The 16,371-nt window shown below is 39.3% G+C and carries 18 protein-coding genes; 10 read left to right on the plus strand and 8 right to left on the minus strand.

Annotation, left to right across the window (positions count from 1 at the left end):
• Window positions 1-113: 113 nt before the first annotated feature.
• Complete coding sequence (locus BUB91_RS20260; RefSeq protein WP_073101216.1) at window positions 114-746, minus strand: nitroreductase family protein; 633 nt, start codon at window positions 744-746, stop codon at window positions 114-116.
• Window positions 747-854: 108 nt separating this feature from the next.
• Here BUB91_RS20260 and BUB91_RS20265 point away from each other — a divergent pair, with 108 nt between their 5' ends.
• From BUB91_RS20265 to BUB91_RS20275, 3 genes are read left to right on the plus strand one after another with little or no spacing between them, the layout of a single operon-like run.
• The gene (locus tag BUB91_RS20265; RefSeq protein WP_073101218.1) at window positions 855-1,196 is read left to right on the plus strand and encodes a winged helix-turn-helix transcriptional regulator; all 342 of its coding nucleotides are present in this window, start codon (window positions 855-857) and stop codon (window positions 1,194-1,196) included.
• 43 nt (window positions 1,197-1,239) lie between these two features.
• Window positions 1,240-1,656: a Fur family transcriptional regulator gene (locus BUB91_RS20270; protein WP_073101220.1), complete on the plus strand. Its 417-nt coding sequence runs from the start codon at window positions 1,240-1,242 to the stop codon at window positions 1,654-1,656.
• A gap of 41 nt (window positions 1,657-1,697) precedes the next feature.
• Complete coding sequence (locus BUB91_RS20275; protein WP_073101222.1) at window positions 1,698-3,689, plus strand: heavy metal translocating P-type ATPase; 1,992 nt, start codon at window positions 1,698-1,700, stop codon at window positions 3,687-3,689.
• Window positions 3,690-3,710: 21 nt separating this feature from the next.
• On the opposite strand, the gene BUB91_RS20280 is transcribed toward BUB91_RS20275, so the two are convergent.
• The 7 genes from BUB91_RS20280 to BUB91_RS20310 form a co-directional block, all read right to left on the minus strand.
• Window positions 3,711-4,361 carry a hypothetical protein gene (locus BUB91_RS20280; RefSeq protein WP_073101224.1) on the minus strand — a complete coding sequence of 217 codons (651 nt, stop codon included), beginning with the start codon at window positions 4,359-4,361 and terminating at the stop codon, window positions 3,711-3,713.
• On the minus strand, window positions 4,358-5,191 hold the full coding sequence (locus BUB91_RS20285) for an ABC transporter permease (protein WP_083558089.1): 834 nt from the start codon (window positions 5,189-5,191) through the stop codon (window positions 4,358-4,360). Before BUB91_RS20285 ends, BUB91_RS20280 begins: the two co-directional genes overlap by 4 nt.
• Entirely contained in the window at window positions 5,188-6,039 is an 852-nt protein-coding gene (locus BUB91_RS20290) for an ABC transporter ATP-binding protein (RefSeq protein WP_073101226.1), read from the minus strand. The genes BUB91_RS20285 and BUB91_RS20290 overlap by 4 nt, the downstream gene beginning before the upstream one ends.
• Entirely contained in the window at window positions 6,039-6,581 is a 543-nt protein-coding gene (locus BUB91_RS20295) for a hypothetical protein (protein ID WP_241652693.1), read from the minus strand. The genes BUB91_RS20290 and BUB91_RS20295 overlap by 1 nt, the downstream gene beginning before the upstream one ends.
• A 154-nt stretch (window positions 6,582-6,735) precedes the next feature.
• The gene (locus BUB91_RS20300; protein ID WP_073101228.1) at window positions 6,736-7,122 is read right to left on the minus strand and encodes a barstar family protein; all 387 of its coding nucleotides are present in this window, start codon (window positions 7,120-7,122) and stop codon (window positions 6,736-6,738) included.
• Window positions 7,123-7,142: 20 nt separating this feature from the next.
• A complete protein-coding gene (locus BUB91_RS20305; RefSeq protein ID WP_073101230.1) occupies window positions 7,143-7,691 on the minus strand; it encodes a hypothetical protein in 549 nt (182 codons plus the stop codon).
• 167 nt (window positions 7,692-7,858) lie between these two features.
• The gene (locus BUB91_RS20310) at window positions 7,859-8,068 is read right to left on the minus strand and encodes a hypothetical protein (protein ID WP_073101232.1); all 210 of its coding nucleotides are present in this window, start codon (window positions 8,066-8,068) and stop codon (window positions 7,859-7,861) included.
• Between the two features lie 277 nt (window positions 8,069-8,345).
• Between BUB91_RS20310 and BUB91_RS20315 the strand changes: the two genes are divergently transcribed.
• The 7 genes from BUB91_RS20315 to BUB91_RS21685 all read left to right on the plus strand — a co-directional run bounded on the left by BUB91_RS20315 (window position 8,346) and on the right by BUB91_RS21685 (window position 16,332).
• The gene (locus tag BUB91_RS20315) at window positions 8,346-8,663 is read left to right on the plus strand and encodes a hypothetical protein (protein WP_073101234.1); all 318 of its coding nucleotides are present in this window, start codon (window positions 8,346-8,348) and stop codon (window positions 8,661-8,663) included.
• A 433-nt stretch (window positions 8,664-9,096) separates the two neighbouring features.
• Window positions 9,097-9,792, plus strand: a complete 696-nt coding sequence (locus BUB91_RS20320; RefSeq protein ID WP_073101236.1) for an ABC transporter ATP-binding protein — start codon at window positions 9,097-9,099, stop codon at window positions 9,790-9,792.
• A 22-nt stretch (window positions 9,793-9,814) separates the two neighbouring features.
• A complete protein-coding gene (locus BUB91_RS20325; RefSeq protein WP_073101238.1) occupies window positions 9,815-12,289 on the plus strand; it encodes a TonB-dependent receptor domain-containing protein in 2,475 nt (824 codons plus the stop codon).
• Between the two features lie 2 nt (window positions 12,290-12,291).
• The gene (locus tag BUB91_RS20330; RefSeq protein WP_073101239.1) at window positions 12,292-13,719 is read left to right on the plus strand and encodes an ABC transporter permease; all 1,428 of its coding nucleotides are present in this window, start codon (window positions 12,292-12,294) and stop codon (window positions 13,717-13,719) included.
• Window positions 13,719-15,014: a DUF3526 domain-containing protein gene (locus BUB91_RS20335; protein WP_073101241.1), complete on the plus strand. Its 1,296-nt coding sequence runs from the start codon at window positions 13,719-13,721 to the stop codon at window positions 15,012-15,014. Before BUB91_RS20330 ends, BUB91_RS20335 begins: the two co-directional genes overlap by 1 nt.
• Window positions 15,015-15,022: 8 nt before the next feature.
• Window positions 15,023-16,075 (plus strand): M14 family metallopeptidase, encoded by a 1,053-nt coding sequence (locus tag BUB91_RS20340; RefSeq protein WP_073101243.1) that lies wholly within the window; start codon window positions 15,023-15,025, stop codon window positions 16,073-16,075.
• A gap of 167 nt (window positions 16,076-16,242) precedes the next feature.
• On the plus strand, window positions 16,243-16,332 hold the full coding sequence (locus tag BUB91_RS21685; RefSeq protein WP_073101246.1) for a putative porin: 90 nt from the start codon (window positions 16,243-16,245) through the stop codon (window positions 16,330-16,332).
• The last annotated feature ends 39 nt before the right edge of the window (window positions 16,333-16,371 follow it).

Below are 16,371 nucleotides of genomic sequence, written 5' to 3' on the forward strand. Positions count from 1 at the left end.
AACAGGTTTTGCTTTCATACCATGAAAGTAAAACATATTCAGAATAAATCCATAAAAAAAAGAGGCTGTCTTGACTTTTTAGACAGCCTCTTTTTATGCTTTGCAAGCTAGTCTTATTTTATTTCTTTAATGAAATCTTCTTTAGGTGTACGTACTTTTTTCATATTCACAAGCCAGTCGTTATCGGCATCGCGATATCCTAAAGTCAGCAGCAATGTACTTTTATACCCACTTCCTTGGAGTTCGAGTAATTTATCAACTTCAGGTGGTAAAAAACCTTCTATAGGAGTTGCATCAACTTTTTGCTCAGCTGCTGCAGCTATCGCCATAGCAAATGAAATATAACTTTGCTTTGAAGCGTGATCGGCTTGCCACTCTTTTCCTAAGGGTTCGTATAAACTTAAAATATTCTGCTTATAATCATCCATAGTTTCGTGTGGCAATCCACGCTGATCCATAGTATAGTTAAAAACAGCACTTACACGCTCATCGGTATAACCATCCCAAGCAGCAAAGACCAACAGGTGAGAACAGTCTACAACCTGACTTTGATTCCAGGCTACGTCTTTAATTTTATTCAGTAATTCCTGATTAGAAATTACAAATATCTTGTATGGTTGTAAACCTGATGAAGAAGGAGCCAGACGAGCAGCTTCTAGTATATAGTCTAGTTTTTCTTGTGGTACTTGCTCGCCGTTCATTTTTTTAGCTGCATAGCGCCATTTAAGATCTTCTATTAAACTCATAGTTATTGTTATTTAATGTGATGCAAAATTAGTTAAGCATAGTGACATAAAGTAACTTTGTGACTTAAAGTGTCAGTGACATTTGAGTAACCCCTTAAAACAGTTGAAATGGAAGATGTAAAGTTGTTAACCTGCAATGAAAAAATACGGGCAATTCACGATACGATGGATGTGTTAAGCGGCAAATGGAAGGTTTCAATTATTGCTTGTTTATGTTATAAAGGAATGCGTTATTCAGAATTGAAGCGTGAAGTAAATGGCATTAGCGGTAAAATGCTGAGTCGGGAATTGAAAGATTTAGAGATAAATAAACTCATTGAGCGCACCGTAGAACATACAAAGCCGGTATGTGTTTATTATAAAATAACACCTTATGGTGCTTCGTTAAAAGAACTAACCGAAGTAATAGCAACCTGGGGACTGAAGCATCGGGAGATGATAACTCAATAATTACAAAAAAACCATTAGCTGAATCAATTTAAAATACGTTGTGATGACCGAAATAGAACGCAAACTAGACAGTAACGGCATACGACCTACGGCGATGCGTATTTTGATATACAAATACATGGCAGAGAAAAACAATGCGCTGGCATTAACAGATGTAGAGCAGGCCTTTCTAAAAGCCGAAAGAACAACGCTGTACCGAACCATAAAAACCTTTGAAGAAAAAGGGATTGTACATCAGATTGATGACGGTACGGGCGTTTTAAAATACGCCTTGTGCGAACCGGGATGTAACTGCGAGATTGATCGGGATTTGCATTTGCATTTTCATTGTAATTCCTGCGATAAGACTATCTGTCTTACTCAACATAAAATACCACACATCAACCTTCCCGAAGGTTTTATGGCTGAAGATGCCAATCTGGTCGTAAAAGGCATCTGCGATAGTTGTAGTGCTTATTAATTGCACTTCTGTTGCATTGTTTATTTATAGACCTTGCACCTATGAAAACAGAAGCCCACAAAACAACGCACACACACGAGAACGACAGCTGTTGTTCTACGAGTAGTAAGAAGCACAATCACGCCGATCACAATCACGCCGATCACAATCACGCCGATCACGATCACCATGGGACTGGTTTTAAAACCTATATTCCGGGTATTTTTAGTTTTGTGATGCTTGTTACCGGTATTGCTTTGGATTACTTTGAAGTTGATTTCTTTAACGAATATATTCGTTTGGCTTGGTACATTGTTGCTTATATCCCTGTAGGATTTCCGGTGATGAAAGAAGGCTGGGAAAGCATTCGCCAAGGAGACTTTTTTACGGAATTTCTCTTAATGTCCATTGCAACCATAGGTGCCTTTGCATTGGATGAATATCCCGAAGGTGTTGCGGTGATGCTGTTTTATGCAGTAGGCGAATTGTTTCAGCACGCTGCGGTAGATAAAGCTAAAGGAAATATCAAAGCACTTCTGGATGTAAGACCCAATGAGGCTTTGGTTTTCCGTCAGGATAAGTTTACCGCTGTTGATCCAGATGAAGTTACTGTAGGTGAAAAGGTTCAGGTACGAGTAGGAGAAAAGATTCCTTTAGATGGAAAGTTACTGAGTGATAAAGCGGTTCTCAATACAGCTGCTTTAACGGGAGAGAGTAAACCCGATACGGTAAAAAAAGGGGCGCAGGTTTATGCCGGAAGCATCAATCTCGAAGGCGTAATCGAACTGGAAGCGACTGCTGAATTTAAAGACAGTTCGATTGCCAGAATTTTAGACTTGGTTCAAAATGCAACCTCCAGAAAGTCTAAAACTGAATTATTCATCAGAAAATTTGCACGAGTTTATACGCCTATTGTAGTTGTTCTTGCGATTGCGGTCACGTTGTTGCCGTACTTTTTTGTAGAAAATTATGTATTTAGAGATTGGTTATACCGGGCTCTGATCTTTCTGGTGATTTCGTGTCCCTGTGCTTTAGTGATTTCTATTCCGTTAGGATATTTTGGTGGATTAGGCGCTGCATCCCGTAACGGGATTTTGTTTAAAGGCGCTTCCTTTTTAGATGCGATGACCAAGATAAACACCGTGGTGATGGACAAGACCGGAACGGTAACTCAAGGTGTTTTTAAGATCAAACAAATCGAAAATAAATCGGGTTACTGTGAAGACGAGTTGATGAATTACCTCACCGCTATAGAAGCTCAATCTACACATCCCATTGCTACGGCTGTGGGTGAATATGAAGTGCAAGGCGCTTCTTTTTCCGCAAGCGATGTTTCAGAAATTGCGGGGAAAGGTTTAAAAGGAAGCGTGAATGGAAAGACCGTTTTAGCCGGAAACAAAGCTTTGATGATTGCTCATAAAATTAGTGTACCTGATGAAGTGGATCAGATTGTAGAATCTGTTGTTATGGTGGCTGTTGATAATACTTTTTCGGGTTATGTAGTGCTTGCAGATGAGTTGAAAGCCGATGCGAAAGAAGCGGTAGCACAAATTAGAAAAGCTGGTATTAAGCAGATCATCATGCTTTCCGGTGATAAAGATGCCATTACACAGCAAACCGCAAAAGAGCTCGGTCTGGATCGAGCAAAAGGTGGTTTGCTTCCGGAAGATAAATTGAACGAAGTGGAGCAACTTCAGAAAGATAAAACGACTAAAGTAGCTTTTATAGGTGACGGAATTAACGATGCACCTGTTTTAGCAACCAGTGATGTGGGGATTGCTATGGGCGGTTTAGGGAGCGATGTGGCGATAGAAACAGCAGCTATCATCATACAGACCGATCAACCTTCTAAAGTTGCGCAGGCGATCAAAATAGGGAAGTCTACACGTAAGATTGTTTGGCAGAATATCGCACTGGCTTTTGGTGTAAAAGCGATTGTACTTATTTTGGGAGCAGGTGGTTTGGCCACGATGTGGGAAGCGGTATTTGCTGATGTGGGCGTCGCTTTTTTGGCGATTTTAAATGCGGTACGTTTACAGAATATGAAGTGGTAACTCGTTTTTAATTAATGGTGATCAGTCGATTTTATAATTACTGATTTGCAGTTTGATCTTTCCGGTTTTGGTATCCATATTACGCAAGGTTTTTCGGTCTATCTTGGTATCACTTCCCATAAAGTTCAAGGGGATTTTAAGCTTTTCGATGGCAAAAGAAACTTCGACATAATTGGGTAAAATATCCTGATTTGCGGCGTATCTCATATCCAGTTTATAGGTACCTTGTTTTTTGGTGGTGATCTCAGAAGCTGCGATACGTTGGTTGTGGGTATCGAGATAAAGTGTTGCCAAAGCCATATCAGATTCATCACCGGTGGGAATCACATTAAGCACTTTTACTAGTATTCCGTGTAGTGATTCTTCACCGCGGTTAACGGTAATAAAGGGATGCTCAAACAATTCAGACAAAGCGAAATCGAGTCCGCGTTTGGGTAATACCACAAAATCATCACTAGAAAATTTGATGTCTTTTCCTTTTTGATATTGCATCGATGCATGTTTGGTAGGCATATTGATAAACGGCGCATCTAAGTCAAGTTCGAGATCTGCAGTAAATGCATTCACCGCATCCATACGTTCTTTAATCGCAATCAAATCTGCATCAATCTCCTGAGCCGAAACGTTTAAAACACAACATAAAACAGCAATAAGGCTTAAGTATTTTATCATCCTATATCTTTTTTAGTAAACAGATAGATGCCAATTAAAGCAAAAAACACGGTATATCCCGCAAGTAACAGGTTATCCATCAAGATGGAATTCAGATCCAAATCGTACTCAAAAAAATGCTGCCACGCGTTGGTGAGCTTCGGAAAAAAGAAGCGTTCTACAGCAGGAACACCAAAATCTGCTTTGAGTAATAACGAACATAAAATCAGAAAAAAGGCGGAAGCAATCCAGGTTTTTGCCGGTTCTTTAAGCAGAATTCCCAGCGTAAGACTCACTGTAGTAAAAAACAACATACTCAACAAGCCGGAAGCAAAAGCCAAACAAATGCGCTTAAAAGCTTCTTCTGCGGGAAAGAAATTGAGTGTTCCCAGATAAACGACTAGATCTCCGCTTCCAAAAATACTGTATGCCAGTATACAAGTAGTCAGCATCAGCAACGCGAGAATAAGTGCGGTAAAAATAAAGGAGGTGATGTATTTTGCTGTGATGAGTTGCCACTTGCTTACCGCTTGCAGCATCAAGGTTTTTAAAGTTCCGTTTTTGTATTCTTCGGTGATGAGGGCAGAACTTACAATCATCAAAATCAGCGGTAAATTAAACCACAACGAGTTTAGGATGATGTATAACAGCAAATTACCATTCAGCAGATTTCCTTCAAAATAAAACGATTGTCTGAGGTTGTCTAAGAGCAATTCTAATATCGTCGCACCCTGATAATAGGCAGCGGTAAGAATAATGCCTTCAATCAACAAAACGGCAGCAATCGCATACCAGGTTTTACTCTCGCGAAAGAGTTTGAACAATTCGACTTTTAATAAGGGGATCATCATTTCGCTAACGGAATTACCAATTGTTCTAAGGTGATATTGGGCACGCAGGAGGTTACAGCAAATCCTTCTTCCAATACATTTTGCAAGATTGCCGGTATTTGTTCACTACTACACGTTATGGAAACCGTATTTTTTTCTGTAGTCAAGAGATAGGGTTGGAGTACAGCACATGCTTGAATATTAGTTGCCGTTAACGTATACACCGAAATCAGTCCGTCAAGCAATGTGTTTGTTTCTCCTTCGTTTACCAAAATCCCACCGTCTATAACATACAGGTAGTCACAGCACTTTTGCAATTCGGTCATCAAGTGTGAAGAAAGTAAAATAGCGATATCTTGGGCGGCAAGTTCTTTAATGAGTTTGATAAGTGAAGCCACACCGGTAGGATCGAGACCCGAAAACGGTTCGTCGAGAATCAGAATCTCAGGATCGTTAAGCAGTGCAATCGCAATACCCAGACGTTGTTTCATACCCATCGAAAAGTTGCGCACAGGATCTTTTCGGTTTAATGGTAAACCAACGCTTTCCAGATAACCTTCAACACTTTTTAAATCAGCCGGAGCTTTCTGAATTTGTGCGAAGATTTTAAGATTTTCGTAGGCGGTGAGGTAGCTGTACAAACCGGGCTGCTCAATAACAGCACCTATGGGTTTAGCCCGTTTAGATGCAATCGCAAGCGTACCGTGATCTGGAGTGACCAAACCACACAAGATTTTGAATAAAGTGGTTTTACCCGCGCCATTTCTACCCAATAAGCCGGCGATTACTCCTGATTTTAATTGAATTGAAAAGTTGTGAAGCGCTTTACCAGATTTGTAAGACTTGTTTAAGTCTGTTGCTTGTAGCATTAAGCCGTTAGTTTTTTTGGATTTCTAAACTCAAATTTAGGCTCGTAATACTTCTCTAAAAAGGTTCTGGACCAAAAGTATTTTTTAAATGGAAACAAGGGATCGTGAATCATAAACTGCGGCACAAAATGATACCATTTTACACCTAACGAGGAGTAGTATTGTTTTATTTCGGTTTCCATACCCAGTTCTTTAGCTGCGGCTACCAGCGCCATACGTTGGCATTTACTACCCCGGTAATGCTCAGCGATCTTAGGAGTAAAACCGTGCTGAAACAAATGATCTTTTACCCGCTTGTAATTTTGAAACCGTGACCAGACATCCATCGTAACCAGAAAAATATGAATGAATGAAAACATCAGACACCAAAGCCAAAAGCCAATGGTGATAATGGTTTCTTCGGTATAGGCTTCCAGAAATTTAGCGTAGTAAAAAACCGTTTCCAGAATAAATAGAAAAAGAGCACCATAGAGCAATTTCCCTACATTCCAGTAAGAAATAAAAACCGTAGGTTGCTTAGGCAAATCACTGTAACGCATCATAAAATGGAGACCTATTATTTGCAATAATAAACAAATAGAGGAGTTAATTATTGTTTAGAATATAGATTAACGGAATTTTTTAAGAATAGCTAAAAAAAGTCACTTAATTTAAAAAGAGTTCAAGTTTTTGGTGCAAAACTCGCTTGGCAGTAGATCAGTTGAGGATAAGCTTTATGTTTTTGTGGTCTGAAAATAGATCAAGTAGTATCTCAAAAAGCGTTTCCCCTTTACCATTTTCTAATGCGTTTATCTTTTTATTTGCCCATTGGATGTTATATGGTTTACCTATATCAATTTTAGTTTGATAGAAATCCCGAGTGGTTTGAATACCTAAGTCTTGTCTGCTTTTATGTGCATGCTTCCAGATTAAAACTACCGGATGCTTACCAAACCCGGAATAAAGCACATCATGAAGCGCATCCAGATTATATGCCGGTTTATAATCTGGTAAAAACGGAATCACACGATACAGTGCTGTATAGAAACCAGTAAGCGTATCAAAGCGAGCAGCGTTAAATTTATAGACTTTGGGTTTTTGCATTGAGTTTAGGGGATAGGGTTTCAATTAAATAATTCTGAATATGTATAATACTCATTTAAGTCTGAAAGGTATTGTATGGTGATTATGATTCTCCAATAATCAGCTTTAAAATCAACAGTTCGCTGTTCATCATAATCGATTATTAAGCTTCTAAATATAAATGATGATGGTAAATCTCCAGCAGCTAAAATTCTATTCACATAGGTTTTGACATCTTTATCAGAAAGGCTTTTTAGAAGAGCTAGATACTTTCCAGAGGTATTAATATAGAAGGAATTATAAATAATAGGTTCATCAAATTTTACACCGTCGTACGATCTATAAGCCGTTGTCTTGCTTGTTACCCATAACTCATTTTTTGTAGTTTTAGAGAGTTCATTGAGATGTTGTTTAAGTTCAGCTTTATCAAAAAGAACATTGGAGATGGAGTCTGGTCTTAAGGCTGTATATTGAAAAAACCTCAAGTAAGAAGTATTTAGATTGGTTTGTGGTTTTTTTATGCCAGTTTCAAAGTAGTTCACAAGCTTATTGATTTCTGAAGCCTCAGTTTGATTAAAATCCTTATGCACCAGCAGTTTTTTTACTGAATTTTTTTGTTATGCGCACGAGGCGAAAATAACAACTAGTATTCGTAAAAGAGAGCGTTTCATTTTCAAATTGAGAAATACCTTTTGTAATTTAAAGTTTATAACATTTTAAGAGTGAAAAGCAACTGCATTCAAACTTTAACCTTCGACTATCCTTTATTATCACTCTCTTCAATGACGATCTCTGATACCTGACTTCCAAAGGATCTTTTGAAATAGTAGTAGAGTAAATAGGTGCCGGCAATACCAAAAGGAACCAGCATCAGGTTCATTAAAAAATCATTAATTGTATCAAAAGAACCCGGAGCAATAAGCTCTATAAATATACCTAATAATATACCCGAAACAACAGCGCCCACATAATAGGCGACGATACCCGGTAAAGCAAAACCCCATTTGCTTTTACCGTGCGTTGCGGCTAATTGATAATAGTATTTACCGATCTAGTAAAGTAGAAGTAATCCAATCATAAGTGGTGGTTTGTGATGTAAAAAGTAGGCGAGAAGCAATTGCTTAGAGTCTGATAGCGTTTAATTTTTTGATTAAAATCAAAAAAAACGTGTGAAATGATACCGCGAGCCTATTAAAAGTTTAAAATTGTTTTGATTCTTTTAAACTAAAACTACATTTGCCAAAATGTTTAAAACGCGTAGCGCACATATAATCCCTATTTTCTTTCTGGCGGCTTTTGCCCTCCTGCGGATTTTAAATGTGCATACGTTTGTGCACCTCATAGAAGATCAGCAAGAAGTAGTAGATTGTAAATACTGCCATATGGTGGTGAATAGTGATCACGGCACACCTTTAGTTACAGCACCAGCCGTTTTAGAACACAACTACACAGATTTTGAAGCGCTGCAGCCTGTTGAAGTTATCCGTTTGTACAGCGAACCGACTCTTAAGCTTATTAAGTTTTCCTATTTATTCAATAAACCTCCCCCGGTAGTTGCCTAAGTACAGGCACGACTTAACTCAACTTAATTTGGGCATTCAGCTTTGCTGAATAAGCCTTAGTTAGCAGTTGATTTCACAAACAAGTACTGTACACTTTCATTTAAGGATTTAGCAGTTTTACACGTATTCACACCTACTGATATTTAGATTTTCTAAGCTTTAGAGCTTATGGAACCCTGAATTCCAACCTTGTTTTATTGGAATGCTAACATACTTAACCCAAGTAATTAAGGTGTTTTGCATGTTGCATCGAGTACGCTGAGAATCCTTCCTGTTTTTTTTACATACAATCTTATCAGACTGCAAGTAGCTCGTTGATCGGGTTTGCAAAGCTATGCGTTCAACTACAGATAATTAAAAAATGCAGTAGTAAAGCGTGCCTGTATGCAATTGCTTCAGTTTGTAACCTCAAAACTTCTAAATTATCAAATACATGATTCAAGCACTTAACCTCACTAAAAGGTACGGCTCGCATTTGGCATTAAATAACCTCAATCTGCAAATCAATCCCGGAGAGATTTGCTGCCTGCTGGGGCAAAACGGAGCGGGTAAGAGTACCACAATAAATCTTTTTCTTGGCTTTTTAGAACCTACTTCAGGTAATACTCTTATAAACGGAATCAACGTCCAGGAGCATCCGCAGGAATCTAAAAACCATCTGGCTTATATACCCGAAACGGTGATGCTGTATCCCAACCTCTCCGGGATAGAAAACTTGGAGTATTTCTCTAGTCTGGCGGGTTTTAAATACAGTAGACGGGAACTGATCGAATTTTTAATCAAAACGGGTTTACAGGAAGAAGCACATACCAAGCGCTTAGGCGGATATTCTAAAGGAATGCGTCAAAAAGTAGGGATTGCAATTGCAATAAGTAAAAATGCAAAGGCTTTGTTTTTAGACGAACCAACCAGCGGTCTGGACCCTAAAGCTTCTAATGAATTCTCAAAGATTATCAAGCAACTTTCAGAATCGGACACGGCTATTTTGATGGCAACGCACGACATATTTAGAGCAAAACAAGTAGCCGATAGTATAGGTATTTTAAGATCTGGTGACTTTGTTTCACAAATCAAAGCCGCTGATATTTCTGCAAACGAACTCGAAGAACTGTACTTAAAAACGGTTTAATAATCCCTACACGTAGTAAACCATGATTTTTATAAAAAACCTAGTTTTCTTCCTGATCTTTTTTGTCTTTGCTGCCGGAAATGCACAAGTGATAACAGGGCAGGTTAAAGATGCAGATTCGAAAGTTCCCATACCGGGAGCCACAGTACAAATCAAAAATACAAAGCAAGGCACGGTAGCAGGTTTTGATGGAAACTTCAGCATTAGCGGAAGCGGCACATTAGAAGTCTCTTATTTGGGCTATAAGACCATCACGATAACTCCGGAAACAGATTTTGTTGAGGTCTACCTGAAACCTGAAAATCTTACATTGGATGCAGTAGAATTGGTAGGACGTAAGGCACAAACCTATACCAGTGACTATTCTTTTTCTGCAACACGAACATCAACCTTAAATAAAGATATTCCGCAGGCGATAAGCACAGTTACTAAAGAGCTGATAGACGAGCAACAAGGCATACAGCTTGCTGATGCTGTAAAGAATGTGAGTGGTGTTTCCCCTTCCAGTTTTTACAATCAATATTCCATTCGTGGAATCAGTCAGAATGAGGAGGGGCAGCTCATAAACGGGATGCGTACGCGTCAGTTTTACTTTCTGCAACCTTTACTGGCAAATGTAGAACGAGTAGAGGTGATAAAAGGTCCTGCAAGTGCTACGTTTTCTAGCGTAGACCCAGGCGGAAGTATCAATCTGGTGACTAAAAAACCACTGGATGTAGCACGCAACGAGGTTAAGTTTACGACCGGAAGTTTTAGCAATATCATGGGTTCTATAGATTTGACCGGTCCGTTGAACGAGGAGAAAACTTTACTGTATCGCTTTAACGGAGCATATCGGGAAGCGAATAGTTACCGGGATTACATCAGCAATACCTCCTTATTATTATCGCCTTCATTTACCTATTTAGCCAGCGAAAAAACGGCTATCAATGTAGAGTTGATCTACAGCGATATGAAAGGAAACTTAGATCGTGGTCAGCCTATTTTTGGAGCCGAAGCAGGAGTGACCGATTTAAGCAGTACGCCGATGAGTTTAAATCTGGGTGCGCCCAATGACTTTTTAAATTCGAAGCAACTCATCATTACCGGTAATCTCAACCATAAATTTTCAGATCATATAAGTTTTACCACAACCTATATGAAGCAAACCTGGAAGGAAGACGTACAGGAGAACCGCACCACAAATGGATTTGGTGTAGATCTAGATAACAACCCCGTGCCTATGTTGGCGGCGATGCGTTTTATACAGCGGCAACAGTCGTGGAGTGTAGACAATGTGAATAGCTATTTCAATTTTGAATTCAATACCGGTGAATTGAAACACAAGCTGCTGGTAGGTTATGACTTGCACAGTTGGGCTAAACTGAAAGGTGGCGGACAAAATCAGGCTCGTGGCTATCTTTTAACAGACGGCACGGTAACCAATGCTTTTGATCCTGATAATGCTACGGCATATCAAACCTTTACCTATGAAGGGATGGTATTGCCAAAGCCTAATGTACCGCATTTTAATTTAGAAGCTCCTAACAATATACTGAGCAATCTTGCAGATTATAATATTAACAGTAGAACAGCTTTCCCCACTGCATTAACAGAGACGCACGCAGCTTATTTGCAGGAACAACTCAGTTATAAAAAGTTTCACCTGTTATTCAGTTTAAGACAAGAATGGTTTAGAGATGTTACCAACCGGGATGAGACAAACGAAATTTCCTTTACAAATCAAGCCCTTTTACCAAGAATAGGACTTACCTACACATTTAACGATCACGTTAATGTTTACGGAACGTATCTCGAAGGTTTTCAACCGCAATCCAATACAGTAACAATTATGCCAAACACCGAAAGTTTTTATGGTAGTACTGATGATTCGGCAAGCAGATTCAAACCTTTAGAAAGCGATTTAAAAGAAGTAGGAGCAAAGATCACCTTACTGAAAAATAAACTGCACATCAATACAGCGGTGTATGAGATCAATCAGAAAAACCTCTTGCTCAATGCCAACGTACCTTCAGCTCCAGACTCTCTGGCGACACGAGGAGCTGAGCGCAGCAGAGGTTTTGAGATGGATGTTACAGGCTATTTCTTACCCAACTGGCAAGTGTACGGTTCGTTTAGTTACAATGATGCAAAAATCATTGATGATAGCAATCCCGACCTTATAGGCGCACGTAAGCAAAATACTCCTTTTACGACCGCAACCTTATGGACGCGTTATAACTTTTTAAGCACTTCAAAACTACACGGACTGGGGCTCGGTTTTGGTGCACAGCATTCTGGAGATAAAGTTCCTACGTTTGACCGCAGTTTTAAAACTCCGGCATATACTTTACTGGATCTGGCCGTCTATTTTACCCCAAGAAACAGCAACATACAATTAGCAGTTACGGTAAAAAATTTAACCGATAAAGCATATTGGGTGGGAGCGCAAAATTACCTGCGGTTATTTCCGGGGGCGCCGCGTAACTTTTTAGCAACAGCAACTTATACTTTTTAAAGATGAATAGTATCAAGAATATTATAGCAGTAGAGTGGAAGAATATCATCAGAACTAAAACAGCCATGGTATTGATTGGTGTATTTGCAGTGCTTCTGTTGTTTTCGGCCTTTATAGGGATTGAAAATAAAGTAGAGCAAAACAGCATACGCCACAAATATCAAGAGCAAGTGCATGATCATTACGTCAATCAGCCAGACCGAAATCCGCACCGGGTATCGCATTACGGGTATCTTGTTTTTAGAGAACGACCCGCACTGAGCTTTTTTGAATTTGGAATTGAATCTTTTGCCGGAAACTCTATATTTCTGGAAGCTCACCGGCAGAATACTGTAAATCTGAGCGAAGCCGGGTTTTCAAACGGAATGTTGCGATTTGGAGAACTCAGTATGGCATTAATCCTGCAACTGCTGGTGCCCTTGTTTATATTTTTTATCGGCTATGGAACATTAGCAGATTTAAAATCAAATGGAGTGCTCAAGATTATGCTTGCGCAAGGAGTATCGGCTAAGAAGCTGATTTTGGGAAAAACGCTGGGGATTTTCAGTTTTACCACAGCGGTTTTCATTGGAGCGTTACTTCTGATTTTTACAATTGCTTTTGCTGTGTATCCTGAAGAACTTACCGCAGCAGTATTGATGCGAAGCATCTTTGCAGTCGGTTTATACACAGCGTATTTCTTTATTTGCTCTTGGGTAACCGTACTTATTTCGGCTAAAAGTTCACGAGGTGGCACAGCCCTTATTTCCCTAATTGTTATGTGGATGCTCTGCGGAATTATTCTTCCTAAAATGGCTCAAAATGTTGGTCAGGTTATTTTTCCTTCGATTTCAAAATTAGAATTTGAAACCCATATCGCTGAAGACTTGGAGCAAATAGGAGACTCCCACGATCCTGAAGATGCTTATTACAACACATTTAAGGCCGAAACGCTTGCAGAATATGGAGTAGACGATGTGAAAGACCTCCCTTTTAATTATGTGGGACATTTAATGGCCGAAGGAGAGCGCATTACTACCCAATTGTATCGGGCGCATTTTGATGAATTGATAGATACGTATGACAAGCAAAACAGCATTGCAGCGTACTTATCATTCGTCGATCCGTATTTGATGTTGCGTAATTTATCAATGGCTGTGACCGGCACAGATATGGCGCATTACCTAGATTTTCAAAAACAAACCGAAGCCTATAGATACGAGCAAACCCAGTATTTTAATGAACTTCATAAAAATGAAATCGAAGCAGAACAGAGCGGAACGCAACGCTTAGACAACTCGCGGTTTAAAGAGCGTGAAACGTTTCAGTACACTAAAAGAGGCTTATTCTGGGCATTATCCAATCAATTGACAACGCTTTTGGCACTCTTATTTTGGGTAATCCTCATTGGGCTTTCCTTCTCTTTCGGTTTTAAAAAAATAAACTTATAATGAATACAGCATTTTTTAGACTATTCGCTATAGAATACAAACGCTTTGCACGCAACCCTATTAGTATATTGGGTTTTGCAGTGGTTTTTACCATTGGTGTCTATGCTATTTTCCACGGAAAAAATACGATCGCACAGCAAAAAGAAACCATTGAAACCATTGCGGGTATACAAAAGGAGGAATTGGATAAAAACAAGAAGTTTTTTTCTGATGATCTCAGCCACTTTACCTATTACCAGTTTTATTACACGCAAAACGAACCCAGTAAATGGGCTGCATTTTCTATCGGTCAGCGTGATGTAAACAATTACAGTCTTAAAGTACGTATTCTTGCGGTCGAAGGGCAATTGTATGACACGGAACTCGCCAATCCCATGACCTTATTGTCCGGAAATCTGGACTTGAGTTTTTTGTTTGTGGTTTTAATTCCGTTGCTCATCATTTCACTATGTTTCAATCTGATTTCATCAGAGCGGGAATCTGGTGTATGGGCAGTGGTCGCTTCGCAACCGTATTCGCTGTCAAAGATTATATTTTTAAAATTTTCCGTACGTTTTCTGGCTGTTTTAGGGCTTTCTTTACTGTTGTTACTAGCAGCTTTGTGGTTGCTTGAATTGCCATTTGATGCTGATTTCGGCTTGGTTTTCGTGTTGATTCTAGGTTATGAACTCTTCTGGTTCGGGCTGGTTAATGCGCTGACCCTATTGAAAAAGAATTCGAACTATAATGCCGTAATGCTTTTGGGGGTTTGGTTATTTTTGGTCGTGCTTTTACCGTCACTGGGCAATGTGCTCATCAATCGGTTTATTGCTATTCCGGAAGCTTTTTCAACCACAGTAACCCAGCGGGAAGCCTATCACGAAAAATGGGATATGCCTAGGAGGGAGGCCATGGAGCCTTTCTATGATGCTTACCCGCAGTATAGACAATTTTCTATTCCAGAAGATATATACAGCAACGGCTGGTATTATGCGATGCAATACGTCGCAGATAAAGCCGCAGAAAAGGATTCAAAACTGCTTTTTGAAAAGTTGAAAAGACGTCAGGTAGTGAGCAAAAAGCTGAGTTATTTTATTCCCAGTTTATTGCTACAAAATACCTTTAACAGTATTGCTGAAACAGATCTGAAAGACCATATTAATTATCTGGAATCTGTAAAGAAATACCACAAAGAGATCTCCGAATTCTTTTATCCCTATCTGTTTAAAGGGAACTCTATAGACGAAAGAGCCTGGGAAGATTTCCCGGAATTTGAGTCTGACTCAAATGAAGCATTAAGTACTACCCCTAAATAATTGAAGCGATGAAAAATATAGTATTTCTAGTCATTCTGATTTTTACACAATACAGTTTTGCGCAGACCTTCTTTAGTTTTGAAGGAAAAGAAGTAGCTGCAGGAACAAAAGCTCATTTTAAAATACCTGTGGAGCACGAAGGTGTTTCCACCTTCATACCCGTAACCATTTTTAATGGTGCAACAGCCGGAGAAACTCTAGGTATCACAGCTGGAATTCACGGTTATGAATATCCACCTATTTTGGGTGCACAACGCTTGATACAGTCTATAAACCCTAAAGAATTGACAGGAACGGTGATCTTGGTACAATTGGCTAACGTAAAGAGTTTTTTGGGAAGATCTCCCTATGTAAATCCAGCAGATGGTAAAAATCTAAACCGTTCGTTTCCGGGTAAGGAGGAAGGGAGCATCAGCGAGCAAATCGCTTATTTCATCAGCAACAATATTATCAATCGGGTAGATTATTTTTTAGATATGCACGCCGGTGATGCACCAGAAGACCTCATGCGTTATGGTGCGTATTACAACAATGCAACTATGCCGGAGATCTCAGCAACCGGAAAGGAAATGGCTTTAGCCTTGGGCTTTAATCATATTGTAACTTTTAATACCGAAGGGAAGGATTATATGAAAGCCGAAAAGCCCAGTCTGTATACCTCTGCGGAAGCTTTTAAAAGAGGCATCCCCGCTATAGATATTGAATGTGGGCGTCTGGGTATCCCTGAAGCTGAAGCGGTAGATCAGGTAGAACAAGCTGTGTTGCTTTTACTTCAGAAACTCAATTTTACATCCAAGCTCAAAGTCTTGTCAACTACCCCGGCTATACTTATTAAAAATCGTATTTATACGGATAGTACGGTTGATGGTATTTTTTACCCCCTTAAAAAAGCCGGAGATTATGTTGTGACAGGTATGAAGTTGGGTTACACAACAGATTTCTTTGGGAATATTCAGGAAACCATCTACGCTAAAGCAGATGGACTCTTACTGCTCATCTTAGGAACCCCGCCGGTAAACAAGGGTGAAACGGTCGCGGTTATTGGTTTGATAAGGAATTAGGAGTGGTTTGAGGGATTTTTCTTTAAGAGAGATTTACTTCCCGATTAAAATTTGTCATTTTGAATAGGAGTACTGGTTACTTGAATTGCGCTAACGAGGGTAAAATGTAGTGAGATATTACACTTGTCGAGTATTTTTTTAGGTATTGTTATATGTAAACTCTTTAGTTGTCTCCTAATAAGTACTACAGTGCTCCGGGTTACCCTTATCGTGATTTCACATTGCGATTTGGATTGGTATGGAATTTCTTTTTGTAGATTTTACTGTTTTAGAAAGGATTCAGGTTTTCGTTCCTC

This window comes from Leeuwenhoekiella marinoflava DSM 3653 (assembly GCF_900129005.1).
Classification (GTDB): Bacteria; Bacteroidota; Bacteroidia; order Flavobacteriales; family Flavobacteriaceae; genus Leeuwenhoekiella; species Leeuwenhoekiella marinoflava.